Here is a 21429-nt window from a genome sequence, read left to right on the forward strand (position 1 = left end):
CGCCATCACTCCGGAGGACGACCCATGTCTCACAAGTTCAAGATCGGCCAGCATGTCCGGCAGCTGGGGATCAGCTACGCTGGCAGTAAGAGCACCGTCGACGGCCTCTTCGAGGTGGTCCGCCTGACGCCGGACGATCGTTCCGGCGAACCGACTTACCGCATCAAGTCCGCGAGCGGCGAGCGCGCCGTGCGGGAAGGCGAACTCACGCCCGCCTGAACCGTCTCGGGCAGTCGGGCGCGCGGGGGACGACGCGGCGTCCCGTGACGCGCATCCGCCATGGTGCACCGGCCCGGCGGAAGGCGTCCGGATGGACCGAGATCGAGGCCTTTGCGATCCATGACGACGACGAAGGACATCCACCCGGCCGATGCGGCGATGATCGAACCCAATCAGACGGCCTTCATCCTCAAGGTGACGCGGCCCGACGACGCGGAACTGTCGGGCCGATTGGTCATGTTCTACGCCGCGATTACCACCTCGGAGGACGAGGCGCTGGCCATCGTGCGCCGCGCGGTGAAAGCCGATGCGGAGGTCGAGCCGACGGGCGTCCGCCTCTCCCAGCAGACCGCCAGCGCACTCGATCTGGAAGCGGGCCTCGCGCGCGCGCTCTGACACGACGGCCCCCTGGCCCGGCCACACCGCGGGATCGCGCGGAGAAGCCGAAGTGCGACCCTCGTAACCCACGAGGTCTTCCAGCCGCGCCGATCCCACGAGCCGATCTGCGGCCGCGACCGGGGTCACGGCCGCGTTGGACCTCCGGGCAGGACAGCGCGTTGTGGCAGGCGGCGGTGAGCGGAGGACGTCTGCCATGAACATCGAACGCTTCGCGGAAACCGAGACGACGCTCGCCGTCGCGGACCGCCTCTGGCGCGCCGAGATGCGTCGTGCCTTCGGACCCGATGCGGTCCTGCTCCACGGCTTCGGCGCGGAGCGTCAGGGCGCACCGGGCACGCGGTTGCGCACGGCCTTCGAGGCGAGACGGAGCGCGATCGCGGCGTGGCGGCACGCGCGGCGCCCGGCCGCCTGAGCCACCCGCCTGCGGGATCGGGCGCCGCTTGGCACGGCCCGTCGTCGAAGCGCCCGGCACGCGCCGGGAAGACGCCGTTCCTGGCGCGCAGCACCCGCCGCCCTCTCGGTCCGGCCCGATCGCGGAGCGGCATCCCGGACGGGGGACGTGAACAGCGGCCGCCGGCACGGTATGAGGGCGATGCGGCTCCGTGGGCCGTGCAGCGACCGACGGTTGCGCAGCCCCCTCGCCTCTCCGAGATCAGCACCATCGCCGCCGCACGACGGCAATCGAGGACAGACCGATCGCAAGCGAAGCACGAGCCCGCGGCGTCCCGAGCCGGGATGCCCCGCGCGTTCCCGAGCGCACCGTCCCCGGCCGGTCATGCGGTTCCTGCACGGTGTGCTGCCGTGCTCTGGCGATCCCTGCCCTCGACAAGCCGGCAGGGATCGTGTGCCGGCACAACACCGGAACGGGCTGCGGGATCTACAGCGAACGCCCGGAGGCCTGTGCCCGGTGGTACTGCCTCTGGCGCAAGATCGACGTCCTGCCCGACGCGCTCAGGCCCGATCGATCGGGCGTGATGTTCTCACTGGATATCCGCTCGCCCGCGGCCGATGTGGCGGATGCGGTCTGCATCGTCGGGCGTGCAGTCGAGGGCGTGCACGCCTTCGACCGGCCGGACGTGATCAAGGCGTTCGCCATGTTCGTGCGCGAGGGCTCCTGGCCCGTGTGGCAGGCGACCGAACACGACACGACCCTGGTGCATCCGGGTCCGCAGATTTCTCCGCCGTGACCGTCGGCTGTGCGGGCACGGCCGGGTGCCGGGACGCGCGACGACTCGGTGGGCGCGCGGCGTCCGGCCCCCGTCCCGGCATATCGCGGCGGTAGGCCGGGGCTCCTAATTGTCTCCGAAATCGTATTTTTAAGATCGGGGCGCGACGCGATGTGCTATGTATCTGCACGGGCACGCATTCGCCGCCCGCTCAGGAGATTCCGATGACCATCGTCCGGTGGCTGATCTCCAGAACGATCCAGTTTTTTCTTGGCAGCGCGCAGGAGCGCAGGTCCGATGCGATCGCCAAGCGAAAGGAAGCCGGGACCTTCGAGGGGGCATCGGCGAGCAAGGGCCGGGATTTCGAAGCCAACTACGCCGCGGCAGCTCAGCTCCTCAGAACGCGGATCGATCGGGAATTCCCCGACGCCTACTACGCGCGGCTGAGTTCCGGGAGAAACAGCTCCTACGATTACGGGCAGGATCGCGCGCTCGCCATCGACACCATGTCGATCGCCATAGCGATGGCGTTGCGGAACGGCGCCACCGTTCCGCAGGCGGCCGCGGCCGGGGCGGCGAGCATCGGCATCTGACGGGAGGCGCGGGACATTCGTGCCTCGGAGGACCGGGTCGCGCTTCCGCGGTCGCTCGGCCAGCGGCGGCGCGTCACGCCGTCGTGGCACCGGCCATGTCGCGGGTCCGCTCGATCATCGCGAGGAGGACCGTGTGAAAGGCTTCCTGCTCGCGCGAGCGGGAGCCCGCCCGCGTCGCGCACGCGAGTTCGGCACGGAGCCCGTCGAGGGCCGCCGCGCGTCGCTCCGCACCGTCTTCACGCAGGACGAGTCGCAGCAGGATATCTTGGGCGGCCGCGAGATCGGCCGGGTCCGCCCGGACGATGAGCGCTCCCAGAGCCTCCAAGCACGTCTCACGATCAGTCATGCGCACATCCATCAGGGAGCGAGCGGCAGAGACGACGTCGGCATCAGGCCCTCGACGCGCAGCTTCAATCGAGTGGCCCTGATCGTCTCGATGGAGCGCCACGAAATATTCCGGGCCAGGCCCTCGGTTTCCAGATCCGTGAGCTGATCGATCAGCCGCCCGCTCTCGAGGAGGCCGGGTCGCTGCGCCATACGGACGACCAACCTGGTCAGCTTCCGCATCACCGGGCACGGCCGGGGTTGGCCGGGCTCTACCACGCGGCTTGGCCGTGACGCGCGAACATCGCGTCAGACCTTCCGGGGCGGCTTCGTGGCCGCCGCGACGGAGCCCTTGACGGAGGGCGCCGACGCGTTGGTCTTAGGCACAGACTTCTTCGGCTTCTTGGCTTCGCGATTTCCGCGCTTCTGTTCCGCTGCCATGATCTCGCTCCTGGATACGATGACAGCCCCGACGACGTCGTCCTCACCGTTCGGGCGTCGGCTGGTCTGGAAGCAACCGGATCGCGATCGCGACCGGGGTCTCGAACAGGCCGAAGACGGCAACGAGGCGGTCGCTTGCCCAGAGTTCGGCATGATGCCCCGCGATCAGACCCGCTGCCTGCCGCTTGGCGTCGCCGTCGTTGCGCGCTGTGATGACGCAAGTCGTGAGCACGCCACCGGTCGGGGCGAGCCGATGGACCTGATAGGCGCGGCGCGCGTGTCGTGAGCGCGGCTTGGCGGGAAACGTGATGAGGTCTGCCACGCGCGCCTGTCCGTTGCAGGCGGGGGCATGGACCCTCAGCCACCGGAGCCTGGATCAACCGATCCGGTGATGGCAACACTCTGCGCTCTCACGGCCGACAAAGATAGCCCTGACCGGACGGGCGTCGCGCCCGGCGCGCGACGCGGCGGGCCCGCTCGAGACCTGCGCCCAGCGCCCGTTGGATGATCGGGACGGACGCGAGCGCGCCGACCGGTTGCGATCGAAGCGGTCTGTCCCGTGATCCGGCCGGGCCGATGCGGCCGACCGGCCGGCAACATTCAGGGTCTGGCACCGGCGGCGCGCGCGTGCTCCAGGAAGAAGCGGATCATCTCCTGGCTCGCGTCCGGTCCGCGCGGGTCGGTGAACGAGCCGGCCGGGCTGCCGCCCGACCACGCGTGCCCGGCTCCGTGCAGAACCCACTGCTCCACGATGGCGCGGCCGGACGCGTCCGAACGGACGGTGCGGGTGTAGTCCACCCCGTCCGGTGTCCGGCCCTGGGTCACCGCTGTGCGGAGTTCCGGGTCCGACGGCCCCTGAGCGGCCACGCGATCGCCGTTGGCCGCGTGCACCGTGCGGTCGCGGTCGCCGTGGAACACGATCAGCGGCACGGCGTGGCGTTGTCCCGTCGCGCGCGCACCGTCCCCCTTCATGGCCGCGAAGGCCGAGGGCACGTCCCGCGCCGAACCGCAGGCCAGGCCGGAATGGACGCCGATCGCCGCGAACAGGTCGGGGTAGGTCATCGCCAGGATCGCGGCGGCGGCCCCGCCTGCCGACAGGCCGGCCGCGTAGACCCGCCTGTCATCGGCCGAGAACTCCGCGATTACCTGCCGGACGATGCCGGCGATCAGGGCGGGCTCGCCGCCCTCCCGCTGCTGGTCGCCGGGCTCGTACCAGTTCCAGCACCGCTGCATGTTGGCCGAGCGCGGCTGCTCCGGATAGACCACCAGGACGCTGCGCGCCTCCGCGACCGCGTTCATCCGCGTGCCTGCGGCGAAGTCGTCCGGGTTCTGCGTGCAGCCGTGCAGCATCACCACGACGGGCAGAGCCTGGCCGGTGTAGCCGCTCGGTACGTAGACCTTGTAGGTCCGGGTCCCGGCCGCGCCGGTGAACGTGCGGGCCTCGAAGCGTGCCCCCTCCGGAAGCCGGGGCGCGGCCGGCGTCGCACCGTCCCGCCCGTCGCGATCCGCACCGATGCCGGCCTTCGCCAGCGCCTCCTTGACGGTGCGCATCACGGTGCCGGCGACGTCGCCCGCGGATCCGGCGTGGGGATGGCGGCCCGGACGTTCTCCGGCCGTCTCCGGCGCGACCCAGGCTTCGCCGGGAGCGGAGGGCGCGACCATGTCGAGGATGTCGGCCGCGTCCGCGCTCGGCGCACCCGTCCCGGCGGCGCTCCGGGCCGCCCCCGACCACAGCCTGAAGGCTGCGGCCTGGCGCTCCTGAAGCCTGGCCATCGCCTCCGCGGCGCGGGCGGCACGGGCCGGGTCGACCTTCGGGAACGCGAAGCGCGTGAAGGCGGTCTTCGTGGCGTGATCCATCGGACGGGTCCTGGCTGAGCGGGAAGCGGGCGCGGCGGGGTCCGGCCGCGTCGGCGGGGAGAGGTGGCGCCGTCAGGCCGTCCGGTCGGCGAGCGCCGCCTTGACGGCGGGACTGGCCTGGAAGGCGCCGAGCACCTCGACCGAGGCGATGGCGGCGCGCGCCAGTTCGGGCGTGACGTCGAGGGCGATGCTGGCCAGCCCGAGCACCTGGATGTGCAGCGGCGCGCCCGCGTCGCGCGCCGCCTCGAGCGCCTGCTTCGTGTAGTGCGACAGGCCCAGGCTGAGCTGCTTCCGGCTGACGGATTGCCTGACGGCCTCGCCCTGGCGCTCGATCTGATTGCGCACGGCGGTGCGGATGAAATCGGCACGGTTGGCGTAGAAGCCGTCGCGCACCATCAGGTCGATATGGCCGAGGTCGACGAAACCGAGGTTGAGCGTGATCTTCTCGCTGTCCGGCAGCCTGGGTCGCAGATCGTGCACCTTGTCGGCCATGTGAACCATCCATACGCCATCCGGTTGGATGGTCTAGAGATGGTGTGCAGATGCGGCGGCGCAAGGGTTGCCGGTGACGACTCCAATCCGAGAAGCCGATCGCGACGACTTCGAGGATGCGCGGATCTGCCTCGAGGATACGACCAGGGCCGCGTCGGATCGAGCCGCGGCAGGGCGCGGCCCTGCTAGGTCTCGCCACGAGAAATCGATTCCGGATCCGGACGGGTCGTCAGCTTTGAGGCCGGCGCGCGGTCGGTGCGGCCTCGTCCCATTCGCGATCCTGCTCCGCCAGCAGAGCGGCGCGACGGGCCGCCGCGCTCGCGGCGTCGCACGACGGTGCCGCCCGGGCCTCCTCCAGGGGACGCGAAGGCACCGGATCGGACGCGCGAGCGAGGCGGGTGAGCGTGGCGACGACGTGGTCCACGTCACCGGATGTCACGGCGCCTGTCCGGAGGAGCCCGAGACGCGAACACGTGGCGATGTCCGCACAGGATGCGTCCGCGAAGCGGAGCGCCGCGATCTGATCCGCCGCGAGGGGCAGGCATCCGGCCGGCAGCCCGCGCAGCCGGCCGAGCCGCCGCGCCCGCGTGGCCTCGGGTGTGTGCATCTCCCGCGCGCCCGGAAGCCAGCGCGCCAGCACGTCGAGGATGAAGTGCCGGACGCGCTCGACGCGGATGGGACCGAACTTCCTGATCGTGGCGATCGCGACCGGTGAAGACTGGGCCAGATGACCGAGATCCGGGAAGCCGGCCTTCCGCAGGCGGGCGCGCAGGGACGCCGTCAGCAGGCCGCGCCCGAAGCCCTCGGCCGACAGACGCCGGATCGTGTCCGGGGACAGGTCGTCGAAGAGGGGAAGGCGGGCGCCGACCTCGGCCATGAGGCTGTCGGACCAGACGGCGCGGAGGGATCGGTCGGGCATCACCGCGGCCGATAGGGCACTTGCCGGGTGTCCGCAACGAACCGTCACCGCGGGCCCGAGGGACGGGCGCCGAAACGGACCGTCGGACGCGGCATCGCTGGTCGCTCGCGACCGGCCCTGGCCCGCGCGTCGCCGCGGAAACCGTCCGATCAGACTACGATCTCACCGCGGTCAGTTCCTGGAGAGCGCAGTCGATCGCCCGGATGATCTGCTCGCTGGTTCGAACCACGGCAGCGTCTCGCGATAGAGCGACGACCGCTTGCTGCAACGCCCGAAACTGATCGAGCCGAATGGCCGGATCGAGACCGCGCGCGACGGCCGACTGTACGAGGCCGCGGACGAATTCACGCGCCAATTGCTCGTCGAACTCGTGCAAATTCTGGATCTCTGCCTCTCAACCGCGACACGTCTAACACCGTCCGGATGAGAAGGGATCCGCGCAGCAGCGAGTCGCCGAATCCGGCGCCTGGCCGCACGGCGTCATCGCGCGAGGGTGGCCTCCGCGATCCGGACGGCCGATTGCGCGTCCGCGGCGACGGCGTCCGCGCCGACGACACGGGCGCTGGCAGGCTCCCGCACGAAGAGCGGCCCGCCGACGATGACGCGCAGGTCCGGGTTGCACGACGCGGCGCGCAGTTTCGCCACGGACACCGCCATCACCGGCAGGAGGATGTCGCAGGACAGCGAGATGCCGACCAGATCGAACTGTTCGGCGCGGACCAAGCTGGCGGGGTCCTCGTCCGCTCCGTTGGTCAGGACCACGTCCCACCCCGCCTCGCGGAAGAAGCTCGCCACGAGCGCGAGGCTGAAGAGATGGGTCTCACCGGGACAGGGCATCAGCAGGACGCGGCGACCGTTCGCCGTCACGTCCACGCCCTCCAGATCCGCACACAGGGCGCGGGTCAGGTTCTGGAGGCGACCGAGCGCGAGCGCCACGTCGAGGAAGTCGGCGGCATCGTCTTCCCAGAGCTCGCCCAGATACCGCGCCGCGGGTGCGAACAGGTCGAGCAGCAGGGCATCCAGCGACAAGCCCTCTTCCAGGAGCGCGCGCACCCACTCGGCGTGCGGTTCGCCCTCCATCAGCGCTTGAGCGAGAGAGGCGACGCGCTCAGGCGTCGGTGATCGCGTCGTCGACGCGGGCGACGGCGGATCCGCCCGATGCGCGAGCGCCAGACGCGGCAGGATCTCGTCCTCGACGATCCGGGCGAGACCGGCCTGGATGATGGCCGAGTTGCGTTTGGCCGCTCCGTGAACGGACCAAGTCCGTCGGTCGACGCGGGCGCGCGCGACACCGATACCGGCCATTTCAGGCATTGGCTCCCCCGCCGACGCGGCACTATATGTTTTGTATCGGCACTAGGCAACTCGATTAGCGAACTATAATTCCGATCGCGGACGGATGATTGTGGCTACAGCCTGACGGAACACACGCGCGCCGCGACCGGTGTGGGCTGTACAGGTCGGTACCGGCACAGAACTGCCGCCTCGGATGACGGTTCCCGTCAATCCGGCACGGCGGACAGGGCGCTCCGGAGCGAACGATCTCTTCACCGAGAGAGCCGGTCGTTCCGCGCCGCGGCGATTGATCCAGGTGAGTGCCCGCGCGCCGCGTTTGTGCGAGCGTAGACGATTGTGGGCTCGGCGGCCGGTGACCGCGTGATGCGCGCTGCTATGTCCAGTCGGCGGAGAGCCCGATGCCGCGATATTTCATCGTCACATCCGATCACATCACGGTCAAGGACGACGAAGGCGTGCAACTTTCCGGTCGGGACGCGCTGCGCGACACCCTTCGCCGGCTGCTGACCGACATCCTGCGCGATGAGGGCTATCGCACCGAGGTGAACGCGTTCACCGCTCAAGCCTACGACGAAGCGGGCAAGCTCGTGATGAGCGCGAGCGCCAGCTTCTCGGCGACAGATGTGTAGGTTGCAGCCTGTCCGTCGCCGAGGCGCGCGGGCGCTCCGTGGCCGCGGAGGCAGATCGGGTTCTCGCTGATCGACGGTGCGGCGGGTACAAGATCAGGGATGACGGAAGGCCTGCCGCGCTCGGCTGGTTTCACCGGCGGTCACCCCGATTTCCTTGTCCTCGGCCGTGATCGCGGTCTCAACATTCCCGAGACGGAGCTTAGCCCAGGAAGATGGCGAGCAGTTCGCCGGGGATTGTCGCCGTGCGCGGACCGCCTGGAAGGGCCCGCGCCCGGCGGCAGGCACATCCGCGGAGTGCCTCAGTCGCGCGCCGCCTCGACGCTGGCGCGATCGACCACGGCGCGCAGCGCCTCACCGCCCTCCATGACGAACCAGGCCCGCAACATGTCCGTCGTCTCCGGCGTGTCGCCGGGCCGCTCGCGGAACAGGTCGGCGCAGCGAGCCAGCTCGCGCGCCACGAAGATCTCCAGGAAGGCCGCACCGCGGGTTCTCGCGAGTTCGGCGAGAGCGTCCTCCAGGACGCGCCGCATCATCTCGCCGACCATGGCCGAGATGTAGACGGCCTCCGCGCTGCCCTGTTCGGGCTCGTTCAAGCAAGTCTCCGATCTGCCCGGACGCGACCCCGAACGGAACAACGGGCAGACGATAAAGGCGGGTCCCGAGGCCGAAGCCTCGGGTTCTGTTGCTAGGCGTACCCACGCCCCGGAAGATTACGCCGCGAGGCGCATCTCCATGCCGACGTTGTCGTTGGCATTTAGAGTTTTGGTCAGGTGCCCGGAACGAGGGTTGCCCGCGCCGAGCCGGTCGAGTCCTTACCGAAAGCCGCATCTTACCCTGCCGAGGCAGGGCAGAACTCGCGATCCCTTTACCGCCCAGTCGAACCTGTTTCACCCCCAGCAGAAGCACCCTGGCAGCGCGCGATCCGCAACGCCGGACGCTCGCCCTCGTCCCCGCGCGGTATCCGGGGCAAGATGCTTCTGGTGGAGGCGCCGGGTACCGCCCCCGGGTCCTGAAGCGTTATTACGAACCGGTCATCAACCTCGCAGCCACCGTAACCCATCCCGGCCCGCCGGTCCATCGCGTGCACGCAGCGATCCTGGCCGGACATCGGTGGCGCCGCGGCCGCCGCGTGCCCATATGCGTGCGATCCCTCCGCGCAATCCCGTGCTCTGGGCCACGAAGCGGAGGCCGACATGGCACGCGAACTCAAGACCGGCAAAGCGCAGGGCGTCACGCCCGAGGACTTCAACGAGCGCGTGAAGCGACTCCTCGCCGACAAGCCGGATCCCCGCAAGGCCGAGCCGGCACGGAAGAATTTCAAGGTCAACAAGCCGCTCGTGCGGAGCTGACAGGCCGCTTCGGAGACGTTCGCCCGGCAGCGAACGTCTTCTCGGAACCCCGCGCGTGCTCGTGCAGGCATCGCAGGCATGGCAAGCTACGAGGCCGCAGCGCGGAGCGCCTCGGGATCCCTATATCTGCGCGATCAGTGGAACGGCTCAGGAGGAGCGACGATGGAAACCGAGAGGGCGGTGCTGGCCGGTGGTTGCTTCTGGGGCATGCAGGACCTCATCCGGCGCCAGGAGGGCGTCGTGTCGACCCGCGTCGGCTACACGGGCGGCGACGTGCCGAACGCGACCTACCGCAACCACGGCACCCATGCCGAGGCCATCGAGATCATCTACGACCCGGCGCGGACGAGTTTCCGGCGCATGCTGGAATTCTTCTTTCAGATCCACGACCCGACGACGCCGAACCGCCAGGGCAACGACAGGGGCCCGAGCTATCGCTCGGCCATCTTCTACACCGACGAGGGCCAGCGCCGCGTCGCCGAGGAGACCATCGCCGACGTCGACGCTTCCGGCCTGTGGCCGGGCAAGGTCGTGACCGAAGTGGCGCCGGCCGGCCCGTTCTGGGAGGCCGAGCCGGAGCATCAGGACTACCTGGAACGGCGTCCCGACGGATATACCTGCCACTTCATCAGGCCCAACTGGGTGCTGCCCGCGCGCGCGCCAGCCACGCAGAGCGCGTAGGCTTATCGGGCCGAGGCCGCCGGACAGTCGGCGGTCTCGGGCCTCACGGTCGCGACGGTACCGCCGGCGGCCGCCGAGACGCGCCGGTCGTGACGCTGGCGGGCTCGCGGGCCGAGGCGCGTCCGACCGCTTCCGGACCGCCGCGTCGCGGACACCGCTCCGTCCGGCGGTGGTCGCGTGCACCGCGCGAGCGACGAAGCCGCCGACCAGGCCCGGTGCGGTCAGCCCGCGAGTTCGGGCCTCGTCCGTCCGCCGAGATAGGCCGACCGGATCTCGTCGTTGGCCCAGAGGGCGTCGGGGGCGCCCTGCAGGACGAGCCGGCCCGTCTCCAGCACGTAGCCCCGATCGGCGACCGAGAGCCCCATCCGGGCGTTCTGCTCCACCAGCAGCACGGTGGTCCCGCGGCGGCGCACCTCGGCGATGATCGCGAACACCGCCTGGACGATCACGGGGGCCAGGCCGAGCGAGGGCTCGTCGAGGAGCAGGATGCGGGGCTTGGCCATCAGGCCGCGCGCGAGGGCCACCATCTGGAGTTGGCCGCCCGACAGCGTCCAGCCCAGGGCGTCGCCGAACCGGCGGATGTCCGGGAAGAGGTCGAACATCGCCTCGACCTCATCGCGCAGCGCCCGCTTGCCGAGGCCGGCGCGGTTGGACGCGCCCAGCATGATGTTCTCGCGCACCGTGAGCCCCGGGAAGACCCGGCGCCCCTCCGGGACGTGGGCGACGCCGAGCCGCACGATCGCCTCGGGCTTCAGGCCCTCCAGCGGCCGCCCCTCCAGCAGGATCGTGCCGGCGGCGGGCCGCACCAGCCCGGAGATCGCCTTGAGGGTCGTCGACTTGCCGGCGCCGTTGGACCCCAGCAGCGTCACCACCTCCCCGGCTCCGACCGAGAAGGACAGGCCGCGCACCGCCTCGATCTCGCCGTAGCGGACGACCAGGTCGCGGATCTCGAGGAGTGGCGTGGCGGGCGTCGTCATCGCTGGGGTCAGGCCGGGGCGAGGTCGGTCTTGAGGCTCGCCGCCGGACCGGCGGCGGCGTCCTCGCCGAGATAGGCCTGGATCACCGCCGGCTCGCGCAGCACGGTCGCCGTGACGCCGTCGGCGATGCGGCGGCCGAAGTTCAGCACGGTGATGTGGCTCGCCACGTCGCTCACCAGCGTCATGTCGTGGTCGATGATCAGGATGGTCAGGCCCTTGGCGGCCATCCGGCGCAGGAGCACCGTCAGGGCATTCTTCTCGCTGGAATTGAGCCCCGCGGCGGGCTCGTCGAGGAGCAGCAGCACGGGGTTGCCGGCCAGCGCCCGCGCGATCTCGATCAGGCGCTGGTGGCCGTACGAGAAGCCGGAGATCGGCTCCTGCGCCCGCCCCTCCAGCCCCACGAAGGCCAGAGCCGCCCGGGCGCGGGCCTCCAGCCCCGCCCGGTCGCGCGCGCCGAGCGGGTTGTTGGGGCGCTCGGCGCCGATGACGACGTTCTCCAGGGCGCTCATGGAGCGGAACAGGCGGATGTTCTGGAAGGTGCGGCCGATCCCGGCCGCCGCCCGCCGGTGCGGGGACAGGCGCGTGACGTCCTGCCCCGCCAGCCGCACGGTGCCCCCCGTGGGGCTGTAGAGGCCGGACAGGACGTTCAGCGTCGTGGTCTTGCCGGAACCGTTCGGGCCGATCAGCGCGTGGATGCCGCCCCGCGCCACCGTGAAGCTCACCGCGTCCACGGCCTTGAGGCCGCCGAAGTGCTTGGACAGGTCCGACACCTCCAGCATCGGCGCGGCGGACGCCTCGCCCTGGCTCAGAATCAGTTCGGCGGCGGGCGGCGGGATCGGGCGGGCGCGGCGCAGGCGCCGGACCTGGTCGCCGAGGAAGCCCCAGATCCCGTCGGGCATGAACACCACGATCAGGATCACCGCGAGCCCGTAGATCGCGAGGTAGAGCCCGGGGATCTCCTTGAGGAAGCGGAGCCATTCCGGGATCAGGATCAACAGGGCCGTGCCGATCACGGCGCCCACCGGCGAGCCGACGCCGCCGAGCAGCGCCATCGTCAGGAAGACGATCGACTCGGCGAAGGCGAACTGGTCCGGGCTGATATAGGTGAAGCTGCCGGCGAACAGCCCGCCGCCGAGCCCCGCCAGCAGCGCCCCGAGGGCGAAGGCCGCGACCTTGGTGCGGTAGATGTCGATGCCCGAGACCCCCGCCGCGAGCTCGTTGTCGCGCACCGCCCGCATGGCGCGCCCGAGCCGCGTCCGCGGCATGTGCCAGACGAGCCAGCCGACGACGGCCAGCACGAGCACGCACAGGGCGAGGTAGCTCTGCCCGTCCGCGAACAGGGCCGGGCGGCGGATGTTCGGCACGCCGTCGGGCCCGTGCGTGACGGGGATCCAGTTGGTGAGGACCAGCGTCAGGATCTGCTGGAACGAGATCGTCACCATGGCGAGGTAGTGGCCGCCGAGCCGCAGCGTGGAGGCGCCGAGCGCGGCGCCCAGAACCAGCGCGAGACCGAGGCCGGTGATCAGGCAGATCCAGAAATTCAGGCCCCCGTCGACCGTGCCGAGTCCGACCGCGTAGGCACCGATCCCGAAGAAGGCGGCCTGGGCGAGGTTGATCTGCCCGCACAGGCCGAGCACCACGGTGAGCCCGATCACCGCGATGGCGTAGGTCGCCGCCTGCATCAGGATGTTGAGGGCGTAGCCGCTGAGCGGCGTCGTCGCGGCCAGCGTCACCAGGGCGGCGGCCAGGACCGCGTAGGCGAGGCTCCCGAGGGGCAGGCGGCGCGGCGGGCGCGCCGGAGCCGCTGCGGCCGGGCCGGCGACGATGGAGGGGCGACCGCTCATGCCTTCTCCGCCACGCGCTCGCCGAACAGGCCCTGCGGGCGCACGACCAGGAACACCACCAGCACCAGGAACGCGAAGGCGTCCTTGTAGGGGACCGAGATGTAGGCCGCCCCGAAGGTCTCGATGATGCCGAGCGCGAGGCCGCCGATGATCGCCCCGGTGACGTCGCCGAAGCCGCCGATGATCGTCGCCGCGAAGGCCTTGAGGGCGATCGTGGCCCCCATCTGGATCGACACGAACAGCACCGGCGCCACCAGGATGCCGGCGATGCCGCCGAGCACCGCGCTGTACACGAAGGTCAGCATGATCATGCCGGCCACCGGGATGCCCAGGAGGGCGGCCATCTCCTTGTCCTGGGACGTCGCCTGAAGCTTCTTGCCGACCAGAGTGTGCTCGAAGAACCAGTACTGGAACGCCACCAGGGCCGCCGTCACCGCGATGATCAGCAGGTACTGGCTGTCGAGGAAGACCGGCCCGAGCAGGAACCCTTGCGTCTCGAAGACGGGCGGGAGCACCTGCGGCTGCGGCCCGTAGAGGGCGAGCGTCGTGTTCGCCAGGAAGATCGAGGCGCCGATGGTCGAGATGATCACCGGCAGGTAGCTGCGGTGCCGCAGCGGGTAGTAGACGCCGAGATTGAACAGGGCGCCGAGCAGCGCCATCCCGCCGAGGGTCAGGAGAAGGGAGAGCCAGTAGGGCCACTGGAGGTCGACGGCGAAGACCACCATCAGGAAGGCCGCCACCATCGAGAACTCGCCCTGCGCGAAGTTCACCACGTTGGTGGCGCGGAAGATCAGCACGAAGCCGAGCGCCACCAGGGCGTAGACGGAGCCGATGCCGATCCCGGTGAAGAGGAGCTGCAGGATCAGGTCCATGCGGTCCGCACTCTCGCCTCCTCCTCCGGATGTCGTTCACGCACCCCGAACACGTCGGCCGGCTCACCCTTGGTAGAAGTCGATCCGCCGGTCGAAGACGATGTTGCCCTTGTCGTTGCGCACGACGTTGTAGCCGTGCAGGCCGTCGCCGTTCTTGTCGAAGTTGTAGGTTCCCTCGGCGCCCTCGTGGCCGCGCACCGCCAGGATCGCCTCGCGGACGGCCTGCGGATCGGTCTTGCCCGCCGCGTTGATCGCCTTGGCGAGCACCGTGACCGCGTCGAAGGTCCACGAGGACTGGTTGTCGGGCGCGATCTTCATCGCGGCCCGGTAGGCCTTGCCGTAGGCGCGCGCGGCGTCGCCCGACTCCTCGGCGTAGTCGGCCACGCCGTAGGTGCCGTAGAGGGACGGCCCGGCGAGCTTCAGGGCGGTGACGTTGGTGATCGAGGGCGAGCCGACCCAGGGCGCGGTGACGCCGAGCTGGCGCAGCTGCCGGGCGAAGATGCCGATGTCGTTCTCGAAGGTGAAGTACGAGCCGATCACGTCGGCGCCCGACTGACGGATCGCCAGCACGACCGGCGTGAAGTCCTGGCTCTGGTTGGTGTAGCCCTGGTCGAGGGCGACCGTGGCACCGCCCTTGGCGAGGCTCTCGGTCAGCGCCTTGGCGCCGCTGGTGCCGAAGGCGTCGGTGGAGTGGATGATCGCCCACTTCTTCTTGCCCAGCCCGTTGACGCCGTGCTCGGCGATCACCCGGGCCGAGAAGGTGTCGTTGGGGCGGAAGCGGAACAGCCAGGGATTGCCGAGCTGCGTCAGGACCGGGTCGGTGCCGCCGAAACAGACGGGTTTCCCCGTCTTCAGGATGTCGGGCGCCATCGCGTGGTTCTGGGTCGAGCGGATCGAGCCGAGGAAGCCGACGAGGTCGCCCTGCGACGCCAGTTTCGAGAAGGCGAAGACCGCGCCGGGATTGGTGGTCTGATCGTCCTCCGTGACGATCTCCAGGGGCTTGCCGAGCACGCCGCCGGCCTTGTTGACCGTCTCCAGGGCGATCTTGGCCCCGGCGAGCGCGTAGCGGCCGGCATCCGCGCCGGGCCCCGTCACCGGGAGCACCATGCCGATCCGGACGGTCGACCCGGCGCCCTGAGCGCAGGCCGAGCGGATCACCCCCGGCGCCAGGCCGCCCGCGACTGCGGATGCGGCCCCCGTCAAGAAAACGCGGCGCGTCGTCCTCATTGGCGTATCCGTCCCACCGCCGATGCTCAGGCCCGGCGTTGGCGACGATGGTCCCTATTCCGCGCGCCGATGTCTATCCTGCAAACCTTCGACGCTCAGCTTCGATGAGAAGAAGCTCTCGGATCGTCACTCGACCGCTTTCGCTGCGGTGCGGCGAAGGAGAAGACGATGACGACGAGGCTCCGCCCGCATTCATTCTGTCCTGACGCGCGCTCGGAACGCGAAGATCCGAACAGGCGCGATCCGGAATGTGTACTATCAGGCAGAGATCCGGCGTTCCTCTGCGGCGCGGGCGAGCGCAACAGGCGCTATAGGATCGGTGTACGCGCGGGAGAGGCCTGATGCGACCGGCGCATTCGGCGAGGAGGCGCTTCCGTTTTCCAGCGAACCGTTGCACCGTCGAGCTTCCAGCACGGGGCATCGCGGCCTGAAGCGCGCGGCGTACGAGCGGGCGCGAGCCCGCCTCAACCGCGACCGGCCCCGTCATCCAGTCGCGAGGCCGAACCTCCCATGGCGCCCATCATCACGACGGTCGAGGATCTGCGGCGGGTCGCCAAGCGGCGGGTGCCGCGGATGTTCTACGATTACTGCGATTCCGGTTCGTGGACGGAGTCGACCTACCGCGCAAACGAGGCCGAGTTCGCCGGCATCAAGCTCCGCCAGCGCGTCGCGGTCGACATGACCGACCGTACCCTCGCCACGACGATGGCCGGTCAGGCCGTCGCGATGCCCGTCGCCCTGGCGCCGACGGGTCTCACGGGCATGCAGCACGCCGACGGCGAGATCCTGGCGGCACAGGCGGCGGAGGCGGCGGGGGTGCCGTTCACGCTGTCGACGATGAGCATCTGCAGCATCGAGGACGTCGCGGAGAACGTCAGCAAGCCGTTCTGGTTTCAGCTCTACTTCATGCGCGACCGCAGCTTCAACGACCGCCTCATCGACCGCGCGAAGGCGGCGGGCTGCTCGGCTCTGGTCCTAACGCTGGACCTCCAGATCCTCGGGCAGCGCCACAAGGACATCCGCAACGGCCTGTCGGCCCCGCCGCGGCTGACGCCGGGCACGGTCCTCGATCTCCTGACCAAGCCCCGCTGGTGCTGGTCCATGCTGCGCACGCAGCGCCGGACCTTCCGCAACATCGTGGGGCACGTGGACGGCGTGCGGGATACCCGCTCCATCTCGGCCTGGACGGCGGACCAGTTCGACCCGCGCCTGGACTGGGACGACGTGCGGCGGATCCGCGACCGGTGGCAGGGTCCCCTGATCCTGAAGGGCATCCTGGACGTCGAGGATGCCGAGAGGGCGACCGCGACCGGGGCCGACGCGCTCATCGTCTCGAACCATGGCGGGCGGCAGCTCGACGGCGCGCCCTCGTCCATCGCCGCGCTTCCCGGAATCGCGGACGCGGTCGGCCGGCGCGTCGAGGTGCTGATGGACGGCGGGATCCGCTCGGGCCAGGACGTGCTGAAGGCCATCGCCCTGGGCGCGAAGGGCGTGTTCATCGGCCGCGCCTTCCTCTACGGGCTCGGCGCCTACGGCCAGGCCGGCGTCGCCCGCTCCCTGGAGATCATCCGCACGGAACTCGACATGACGATGGCCCTGTGCGGCCATCGCGACATCCGCGCCGTCGACCGGTCCATCCTCTGGACGCCCTCAGCGCAGGAGACCCGGGAGGGTGCGCCGCCCGTGCGGCGCATCGGGCCCTGACGGCGGGCGACCACCGGTCCGATCCGGACCTTCACGGTGTCGCGGTTCTCGATCCGAATCCCTCGCGGATCGCGCGTCGCCGCGGCCGAGGCGTTCCAGCGCGGCACCGGGCCGGGGGCCTCGCGCCGCGCCCGAGCCACAACGACAACGGCGCAGCGACCCGTGGGGTCGCTGCGCCGCTGGATCGGGCCGCCGAGGGGGGAAAGACGGCCTGCTGAATTCAATATGCCAGAAAAGCCGTCCGGGAGGTGCGCCCGAGCACATCCAAAAGGATGTGGCGCGGCAGCGACAGAGATCGGCCATCACCTGTGGACAGCGCGAAGCGCCCTCGATCCGTCAAGGTTCAGGAGCGAGCGTGATGCCCTCACCACCGATCCGACCCAGCCATGTTCGCCAGCCCGCACGCCTTCGTCCTGCACCATCGCGAGCGCCTCGCCGTGCTCGTCTCCTCGGCCCTGTTCCTCGCGGGCGCGCTGCCGCTGTTCTGGGCCATCGGCTGACCGTTCAGGCCCGCCGCGCTGACCGAGCGTCCGGGTACGCTGTCCCAGCGCCCCGCATCGTGTCCGGCCTATCGACGCCTTCGAAGCAGGGCGCCGCTCCGCTCGGAAGACGTCGCGGCCCGGGGAGGCTCAACGCGGCTTCGCCGGTCCGCCCGGCGCCCAGCCGTGGGCCTGGATGGCCGTCGTCAGCTTGCCCTGCATCTCGGGCATCACCGACTGGATCCATTGCTGCATGCCCGCGAGCTGGATCTGAGCGAGCTGCGGCTGGGCCGCCGCGAGGCGCTTCCCGGCGGGGGTCGCGTAGAAGGCGGCGATGGCCTGCAACTCGTCCTTGTTCAGCACGGTGGCGAAACCGCGCGCCTGGATGTCGAGCAGCTCGTCGTAGTGCGCCGTGAGCGTCGGCATGACGACCTCCTGCACCAGCACCTGCGCCCTGTCGGGCTCCTTGATCCCGATCTGCTGCATCATGCCGATCATGGGGGCCGCCATCGAGCCGAGCGTCGCGGCGCGATCACCCTGCATCTGCGCGACGGTCTCCCGGGCAACCTTCAGCAGGGCCGGATCCGGCGCGGTCGTGGGCGCGGGCTTCGGGGCCGGTTGTGCCAGTGCCGCACCGATCGGGAAGGAGGTCAGGCACAAACCGACGACGAGGGCAGAGAAGCGCATGGCGGTCCCGTTCACGAGCGCCGCGCGGTCCACAAGGCCGCGCGGCCGGTCCGGGTAGCTACCACAGCTCCGAACAGGATCGATGACAGCGCCGGATCGCCCGGCACCGCGTCGCGCGCGGCGGGCCCTGAACTCGGGGTGCCGATCAGCACCGAGATCCGGCGGTCGCGGGCTCATGGTGTCCGCATCGAGGAATGGGAGGACACCATGCGTCAAACGTTTCTGCGGACCGGCGGTGCGGCCGCGCTGGTCGCTCTGGCACTCTGCGCCACCCCGCCGGCCGCTCAGGCGCGCGGCATCGGCGTCGGCGGCGCCGTGGCGCTGGGCATCCTCGGCGGCGTCGTGGCCGGGAGCGCCATCGCGTCCGCCAACAGCGGGTACTACCCGGGTCGCCCCGTCTACGCCGCGCCCGACCCGTACGGCGCCTGCCACTTCGAGCGCCGCGCGTACATCGACCCGTACGGGTACGAGCACATTCGGCGGATCGAGGTCTGCGAGTAGGCCGAGCCCCGTCCCGGAGATCGCGGAACGGCGACCCGGCGTCGCCGCGCGCGGCCTCGCCCGCTAGGCCCGGCCTGATCGCAGGCGTGCGACCTCGCTCGGCCCGATCTCCAGGTAAAAGCGGATCGCATCGTCGACGAGTGCGTCGGGCGTGACACCCGCCGCCTTCGCGGCCCGAGCGACCTGGAGGCCGAGCGCGAGGTCGATCCGCAGGTCGGCGCCCCGGCTCGACGGCGCCGGTGCGGCGGTCGGGGCCGGTACGGGCGCGGCGCTGCTCCGCGACTCGAGCTTGCCGAGCTTCGCTTCGCGACGCCCCCTGTGGACGAGCGCGTCGGCGCGCTCGTTGAGGCGGTCGCCGGCATGCCCCCGGACCCAGGTCCACTTCACGTCCCGCGCCGCGTTCAGTTCGTCGAGGCGCTTCATGAGATCGACGTTCTTCACGTCACCCGTCGTCGAGCGCCAGCCCCGCGCCTTCCAGCCGCGCATCCACTCGGTCACCGACTTGACGACGTACTGGCTGTCGCACCGCATCTCGATCGCGGCCCCGGCGGGGAAATGCTCGAGGCCCTTGATCGCGGCCGTCAGTTCCATCCGGTTGTTGGTCGTGGTGCCGGGCTCCCCGCCGCACAGCTCGATCGTGCCGTCCGGGGCCGCGATGACGACGCCCCACCCCCCCGGCCCGGGGTTCGGGTCGCAACCGCCATCGGCATAAACGATCGTTCGCATCGTGGCGTCAGCCCTCTCGTACGGGTAGTCGGTGGACGGGCGCCATCGAGGCCCGACATCGGCCGACCGATGGTCGCCCCGGCCCGAGCCGGCATCGCCGGCGAGCGCGGCGGCACCTCTAGCACCGATCGCGCGCCGCGGCAGCGCCGGGTGAGGCGCGCGTCGGCAAGCGAGCGGTGTCCCGAAGGCCCGCGCCGACGGGCGGGCCCGGTGCTGGCGACGAAGGCGCATTCGTGTGAAACGCGCCGCACGGACGGAGATCGATGTGCGCCGGAATGGCTGAGGATGGGATTGCCGATTCGGGCCGCGCTTGGCGTCGGCTCGCCGCGGCGACGGCGCTCGGCACGGTCGGAGGCGTCGGCATGTGGTCGGTCGTCGTCGTGCTGCCCGCCGTTCAGGCCGAGTTCGGGGTCGATCGGGCGGCGGCCGCCCTGCCCTATACCCTCACGATGGTCGGCTTCGCGGTCGGCGGCCTCCTGATGGGCCGGCTCGCGGACCGCATCGGCATCGTGCCCCCGCTGCTCCTCGGCACCGTCTGCCTGGCCCTCGGCTACGGGCTCAGCGCCCTCGCGACGAACCTCTGGCAGTTCGCCCTCGTGCTCGTCGGGGCGCTCGGCAGCTCGGTCGCCTTCGGACCGCTGATGGCCGACGTGTCGCGCTGGTTCTCGCGCCGGCGAGGGCTCGCCGTCGCGCTGTGCGCGTCCGGCAATTACCTCGCGGGCACGCTCTGGCCGCCGGTGGTGGAGCGCGCGGTCCACGCGTACGGCTGGCGCGCGACGCAGGCCGGAATCGGCCTGTTCTGCCTCGTCGCCATGCTGCCCCTCGCGCTGGCGATGCGGGGCCGGCCGCCGCGGGCTTCGGCGACGTGCGCGGCCGGTCCGCAGGCCGTGACGACGCTGTCGCCCGCGGCGCTGCAGGGCCTCCTCGTCGTGGCCGGCACCGCGTGCTGCGTGGCGATGGCGATGCCGCAGGTCCACATCGTGGCGTACTGCAGCGATCTCGGGTACGGCGTCGCCCGCGGCGCGCAGATGCTGTCGCTGATGCTCGGCTTCGGCATCGTCAGCCGGGTCGCGTCGGGCTTCGTCGCCGACCGGATCGGCGGTCTCGCGACGCTGCTGGTCGGTGCGCTGCTGCAGGCGGCGGCGCTCGCGCTCTACCTCGCGTTCGACGACCTGACCTCGCTCTACGTGATCTCGGCCCTGTTCGGCCTGTTCCAGGGCGGCATCGTGCCGGCCTACGCGATCATCGTGCGCGAGTACCTCCCGGCCGAGGAGGCCGGGGCGCGGATCGGTGCGGTGCTGATGGCGACGCTGGCCGGCATGGCGCTCGGCGGCTGGCTCACGGGGGCGATCTTCGACGCCACCGGCTCCTACCGTGCGGCGTTCGTCAACGGGCTGGCCTGGAACGCCGTCAACGTGGCGATCGTGCTGTGGCTGATCCACTGCCGTCGGGCGCGCAAGAGTCCGGCCGCGCTCTGAGGGCTCCGGACCCGCCCCCGGGATCTCGGGCCGTCCCGCCGGTCGCGGCTCCGCGCGCGTCTCACGCGTGCGCCTTCCCCGCGGGTCACGGCGCGGCCGATCCCGCCGCGGGCACGGGCAGCACGTCTGGCCGGAAGAACAGGCCCGCCTTCAGGCTGTCACCGATGCGGTGCGCGCGCTCGATCAGGAGGGCGGCAGGTTCGGGCGGGAAATGGGCGGAGGCCGTCTCCCCGAACAGGTCGAGCCACCGCGCGAAGTGCTCGGGCTCGAGGCGGCCCAGCGCGAGATGCTTGCCGAACGGGTTGCCCTTGTACCGGCCTGACTTGAAGAGGACCGAGGACCAGAACGCCCGGACGGTCTCCATGTGCCGCGGCCAGTCCGGGTCGGGGATCGCGGCCGCGAAGACGGGTCCGATCAGCGCATCGCCGCGCACGCGCCCGTAGAAGGCATCGAGAAAGCGGGCGAGGCTGGCTTCGTCGAGCGCGACATCGGGCATGATCGTGAGATGCCGGCAGACCCCGCTCTCTTCAAGGGGGATCGGACGGCCTCCGGATCGGAGCCGGAGGGGA

General features: G+C 70.7%; 28 protein-coding genes and 1 other RNA gene. 11 read left to right on the top strand and 18 right to left on the bottom strand.

Features of this window, described 5'->3' with window-relative positions; genetic code table 11:
• Nucleotides 1–24 precede the first annotated feature (24 nt).
• The 5 genes from H288_RS0122720 to H288_RS0122740 all read left to right on the top strand — a co-directional run bounded on the left by H288_RS0122720 (nt 25) and on the right by H288_RS0122740 (nt 2377).
• On the top strand, nt 25–219 hold the full coding sequence (locus H288_RS0122720; protein ID WP_020094878.1) for a hypothetical protein: 195 nt from the start codon (nt 25–27) through the stop codon (nt 217–219).
• 120 nt (nt 220–339) lie between these two features.
• Nucleotides 340–615, top strand: a complete 276-nt coding sequence (locus tag H288_RS0122725) for a hypothetical protein (RefSeq protein ID WP_020094879.1) — start codon at nt 340–342, stop codon at nt 613–615.
• A 196-nt stretch (nt 616–811) separates the two neighbouring features.
• Complete coding sequence (locus tag H288_RS0122730) at nt 812–1030, top strand: hypothetical protein (RefSeq protein WP_020094880.1); 219 nt, start codon at nt 812–814, stop codon at nt 1028–1030.
• 430 nt (nt 1031–1460) lie between these two features.
• The gene (locus tag H288_RS0122735) at nt 1461–1805 is read left to right on the top strand and encodes a hypothetical protein (protein ID WP_020094881.1); all 345 of its coding nucleotides are present in this window, start codon (nt 1461–1463) and stop codon (nt 1803–1805) included.
• Between the two features lie 203 nt (nt 1806–2008).
• A complete protein-coding gene (locus tag H288_RS0122740) occupies nt 2009–2377 on the top strand; it encodes a hypothetical protein (protein ID WP_020094882.1) in 369 nt (122 codons plus the stop codon).
• Nucleotides 2378–2450: 73 nt separating this feature from the next.
• Here the strand turns inward: H288_RS0122740 and H288_RS0122745 are convergent, their stop codons facing one another.
• The 9 genes from H288_RS0122745 to H288_RS0122780 form a co-directional block, all read right to left on the bottom strand.
• Nucleotides 2451–2723: a hypothetical protein gene (locus H288_RS0122745; protein WP_128083350.1), complete on the bottom strand. Its 273-nt coding sequence runs from the start codon at nt 2721–2723 to the stop codon at nt 2451–2453.
• 11 nt (nt 2724–2734) lie between these two features.
• A complete protein-coding gene (locus H288_RS0122750) occupies nt 2735–2944 on the bottom strand; it encodes a hypothetical protein (protein ID WP_020094884.1) in 210 nt (69 codons plus the stop codon).
• A gap of 66 nt (nt 2945–3010) precedes the next feature.
• On the bottom strand, nt 3011–3142 hold the full coding sequence (locus H288_RS36275) for a hypothetical protein (protein ID WP_267965807.1): 132 nt from the start codon (nt 3140–3142) through the stop codon (nt 3011–3013).
• A 43-nt stretch (nt 3143–3185) separates the two neighbouring features.
• Entirely contained in the window at nt 3186–3464 is a 279-nt protein-coding gene (locus H288_RS34135) for a hypothetical protein (protein ID WP_081636519.1), read from the bottom strand.
• 278 nt (nt 3465–3742) lie between these two features.
• Nucleotides 3743–4999, bottom strand: coding sequence for a PHB depolymerase family esterase (locus H288_RS0122760; RefSeq protein WP_020094886.1), 1257 nt, complete (start codon nt 4997–4999; stop codon nt 3743–3745).
• Between the two features lie 72 nt (nt 5000–5071).
• Entirely contained in the window at nt 5072–5491 is a 420-nt protein-coding gene (locus H288_RS0122765; RefSeq protein ID WP_020094887.1) for a CopG family transcriptional regulator, read from the bottom strand.
• Nucleotides 5492–5720: 229 nt separating this feature from the next.
• Nucleotides 5721–6410, bottom strand: coding sequence for a hypothetical protein (locus tag H288_RS0122770; protein WP_020094888.1), 690 nt, complete (start codon nt 6408–6410; stop codon nt 5721–5723).
• A gap of 154 nt (nt 6411–6564) precedes the next feature.
• Nucleotides 6565–6786, bottom strand: coding sequence for a hypothetical protein (locus H288_RS0122775; protein WP_020094889.1), 222 nt, complete (start codon nt 6784–6786; stop codon nt 6565–6567).
• A gap of 104 nt (nt 6787–6890) precedes the next feature.
• Complete coding sequence (locus H288_RS0122780) at nt 6891–7715, bottom strand: cobalamin B12-binding domain-containing protein (RefSeq protein WP_020094890.1); 825 nt, start codon at nt 7713–7715, stop codon at nt 6891–6893.
• 389 nt (nt 7716–8104) lie between these two features.
• Between H288_RS0122780 and H288_RS0122785 the strand changes: the two genes are divergently transcribed.
• Nucleotides 8105–8335: a hypothetical protein gene (locus H288_RS0122785; protein WP_020094891.1), complete on the top strand. Its 231-nt coding sequence runs from the start codon at nt 8105–8107 to the stop codon at nt 8333–8335.
• Nucleotides 8336–8634: 299 nt separating this feature from the next.
• Here H288_RS0122785 and H288_RS0122790 read toward each other — a convergent pair whose 3' ends face one another.
• The gene (locus H288_RS0122790; protein ID WP_020094892.1) at nt 8635–8928 is read right to left on the bottom strand and encodes a hypothetical protein; all 294 of its coding nucleotides are present in this window, start codon (nt 8926–8928) and stop codon (nt 8635–8637) included.
• 84 nt (nt 8929–9012) lie between these two features.
• Nucleotides 9013–9391, bottom strand: a transfer-messenger RNA (tmRNA) gene (ssrA, locus tag H288_RS34140).
• 137 nt (nt 9392–9528) lie between these two features.
• Between ssrA and H288_RS35710 the strand changes: the two genes are divergently transcribed.
• Complete coding sequence (locus tag H288_RS35710) at nt 9529–9684, top strand: hypothetical protein (RefSeq protein ID WP_020094893.1); 156 nt, start codon at nt 9529–9531, stop codon at nt 9682–9684.
• A gap of 162 nt (nt 9685–9846) precedes the next feature.
• A complete protein-coding gene (gene msrA, locus H288_RS0122800) occupies nt 9847–10365 on the top strand; it encodes a peptide-methionine (S)-S-oxide reductase MsrA (protein ID WP_026605211.1) in 519 nt (172 codons plus the stop codon).
• Between the two features lie 221 nt (nt 10366–10586).
• Here the strand turns inward: msrA and H288_RS0122805 are convergent, their stop codons facing one another.
• The 4 genes from H288_RS0122805 to H288_RS0122820 all read right to left on the bottom strand — a co-directional run bounded on the left by H288_RS0122805 (nt 10587) and on the right by H288_RS0122820 (nt 15285).
• A complete protein-coding gene (locus H288_RS0122805; RefSeq protein WP_020094895.1) occupies nt 10587–11342 on the bottom strand; it encodes an ABC transporter ATP-binding protein in 756 nt (251 codons plus the stop codon).
• A gap of 8 nt (nt 11343–11350) precedes the next feature.
• Nucleotides 11351–13186, bottom strand: a complete 1836-nt coding sequence (locus H288_RS0122810; protein ID WP_020094896.1) for a branched-chain amino acid ABC transporter ATP-binding protein/permease — start codon at nt 13184–13186, stop codon at nt 11351–11353.
• Nucleotides 13183–14058 (bottom strand): branched-chain amino acid ABC transporter permease, encoded by an 876-nt coding sequence (locus tag H288_RS0122815; RefSeq protein ID WP_012329745.1) that lies wholly within the window; start codon nt 14056–14058, stop codon nt 13183–13185. Before H288_RS0122815 ends, H288_RS0122810 begins: the two co-directional genes overlap by 4 nt.
• A gap of 63 nt (nt 14059–14121) precedes the next feature.
• Nucleotides 14122–15285 carry an ABC transporter substrate-binding protein gene (locus H288_RS0122820; RefSeq protein WP_020094897.1) on the bottom strand — a complete coding sequence of 388 codons (1164 nt, stop codon included), beginning with the start codon at nt 15283–15285 and terminating at the stop codon, nt 14122–14124.
• Nucleotides 15286–15795: 510 nt separating this feature from the next.
• Here H288_RS0122820 and H288_RS32700 point away from each other — a divergent pair.
• Nucleotides 15796–16989, top strand: coding sequence for an alpha-hydroxy acid oxidase (locus H288_RS32700; RefSeq protein WP_020094898.1), 1194 nt, complete (start codon nt 15796–15798; stop codon nt 16987–16989).
• 629 nt (nt 16990–17618) lie between these two features.
• Here the strand turns inward: H288_RS32700 and H288_RS0122835 are convergent.
• The gene (locus H288_RS0122835; protein WP_026605212.1) at nt 17619–18155 is read right to left on the bottom strand and encodes a DUF2059 domain-containing protein; all 537 of its coding nucleotides are present in this window, start codon (nt 18153–18155) and stop codon (nt 17619–17621) included.
• A 207-nt stretch (nt 18156–18362) separates the two neighbouring features.
• Between H288_RS0122835 and H288_RS0122840 the strand changes: the two genes are divergently transcribed.
• Nucleotides 18363–18656, top strand: a complete 294-nt coding sequence (locus H288_RS0122840; RefSeq protein WP_026605213.1) for a hypothetical protein — start codon at nt 18363–18365, stop codon at nt 18654–18656.
• A gap of 63 nt (nt 18657–18719) precedes the next feature.
• On the opposite strand, the gene H288_RS0122845 is transcribed toward H288_RS0122840, so the two are convergent.
• Nucleotides 18720–19382 (bottom strand): ribonuclease H, encoded by a 663-nt coding sequence (locus H288_RS0122845; RefSeq protein WP_020094902.1) that lies wholly within the window; start codon nt 19380–19382, stop codon nt 18720–18722.
• A gap of 275 nt (nt 19383–19657) precedes the next feature.
• On the opposite strand from H288_RS0122845, the gene H288_RS0122850 reads away from it, so the two are divergent.
• Nucleotides 19658–20860: an MFS transporter gene (locus tag H288_RS0122850; RefSeq protein WP_020094903.1), complete on the top strand. Its 1203-nt coding sequence runs from the start codon at nt 19658–19660 to the stop codon at nt 20858–20860.
• Between the two features lie 85 nt (nt 20861–20945).
• Here H288_RS0122850 and H288_RS0122855 read toward each other — a convergent pair whose 3' ends face one another.
• Entirely contained in the window at nt 20946–21356 is a 411-nt protein-coding gene (locus H288_RS0122855) for a group III truncated hemoglobin (protein ID WP_020094904.1), read from the bottom strand.
• Nucleotides 21357–21429: the final 73 nt, after the last annotated feature.

The organism is Methylobacterium sp. 285MFTsu5.1, from assembly GCF_000383455.1.
Taxonomy (GTDB): Bacteria; Pseudomonadota; Alphaproteobacteria; order Rhizobiales; family Beijerinckiaceae; genus Methylobacterium.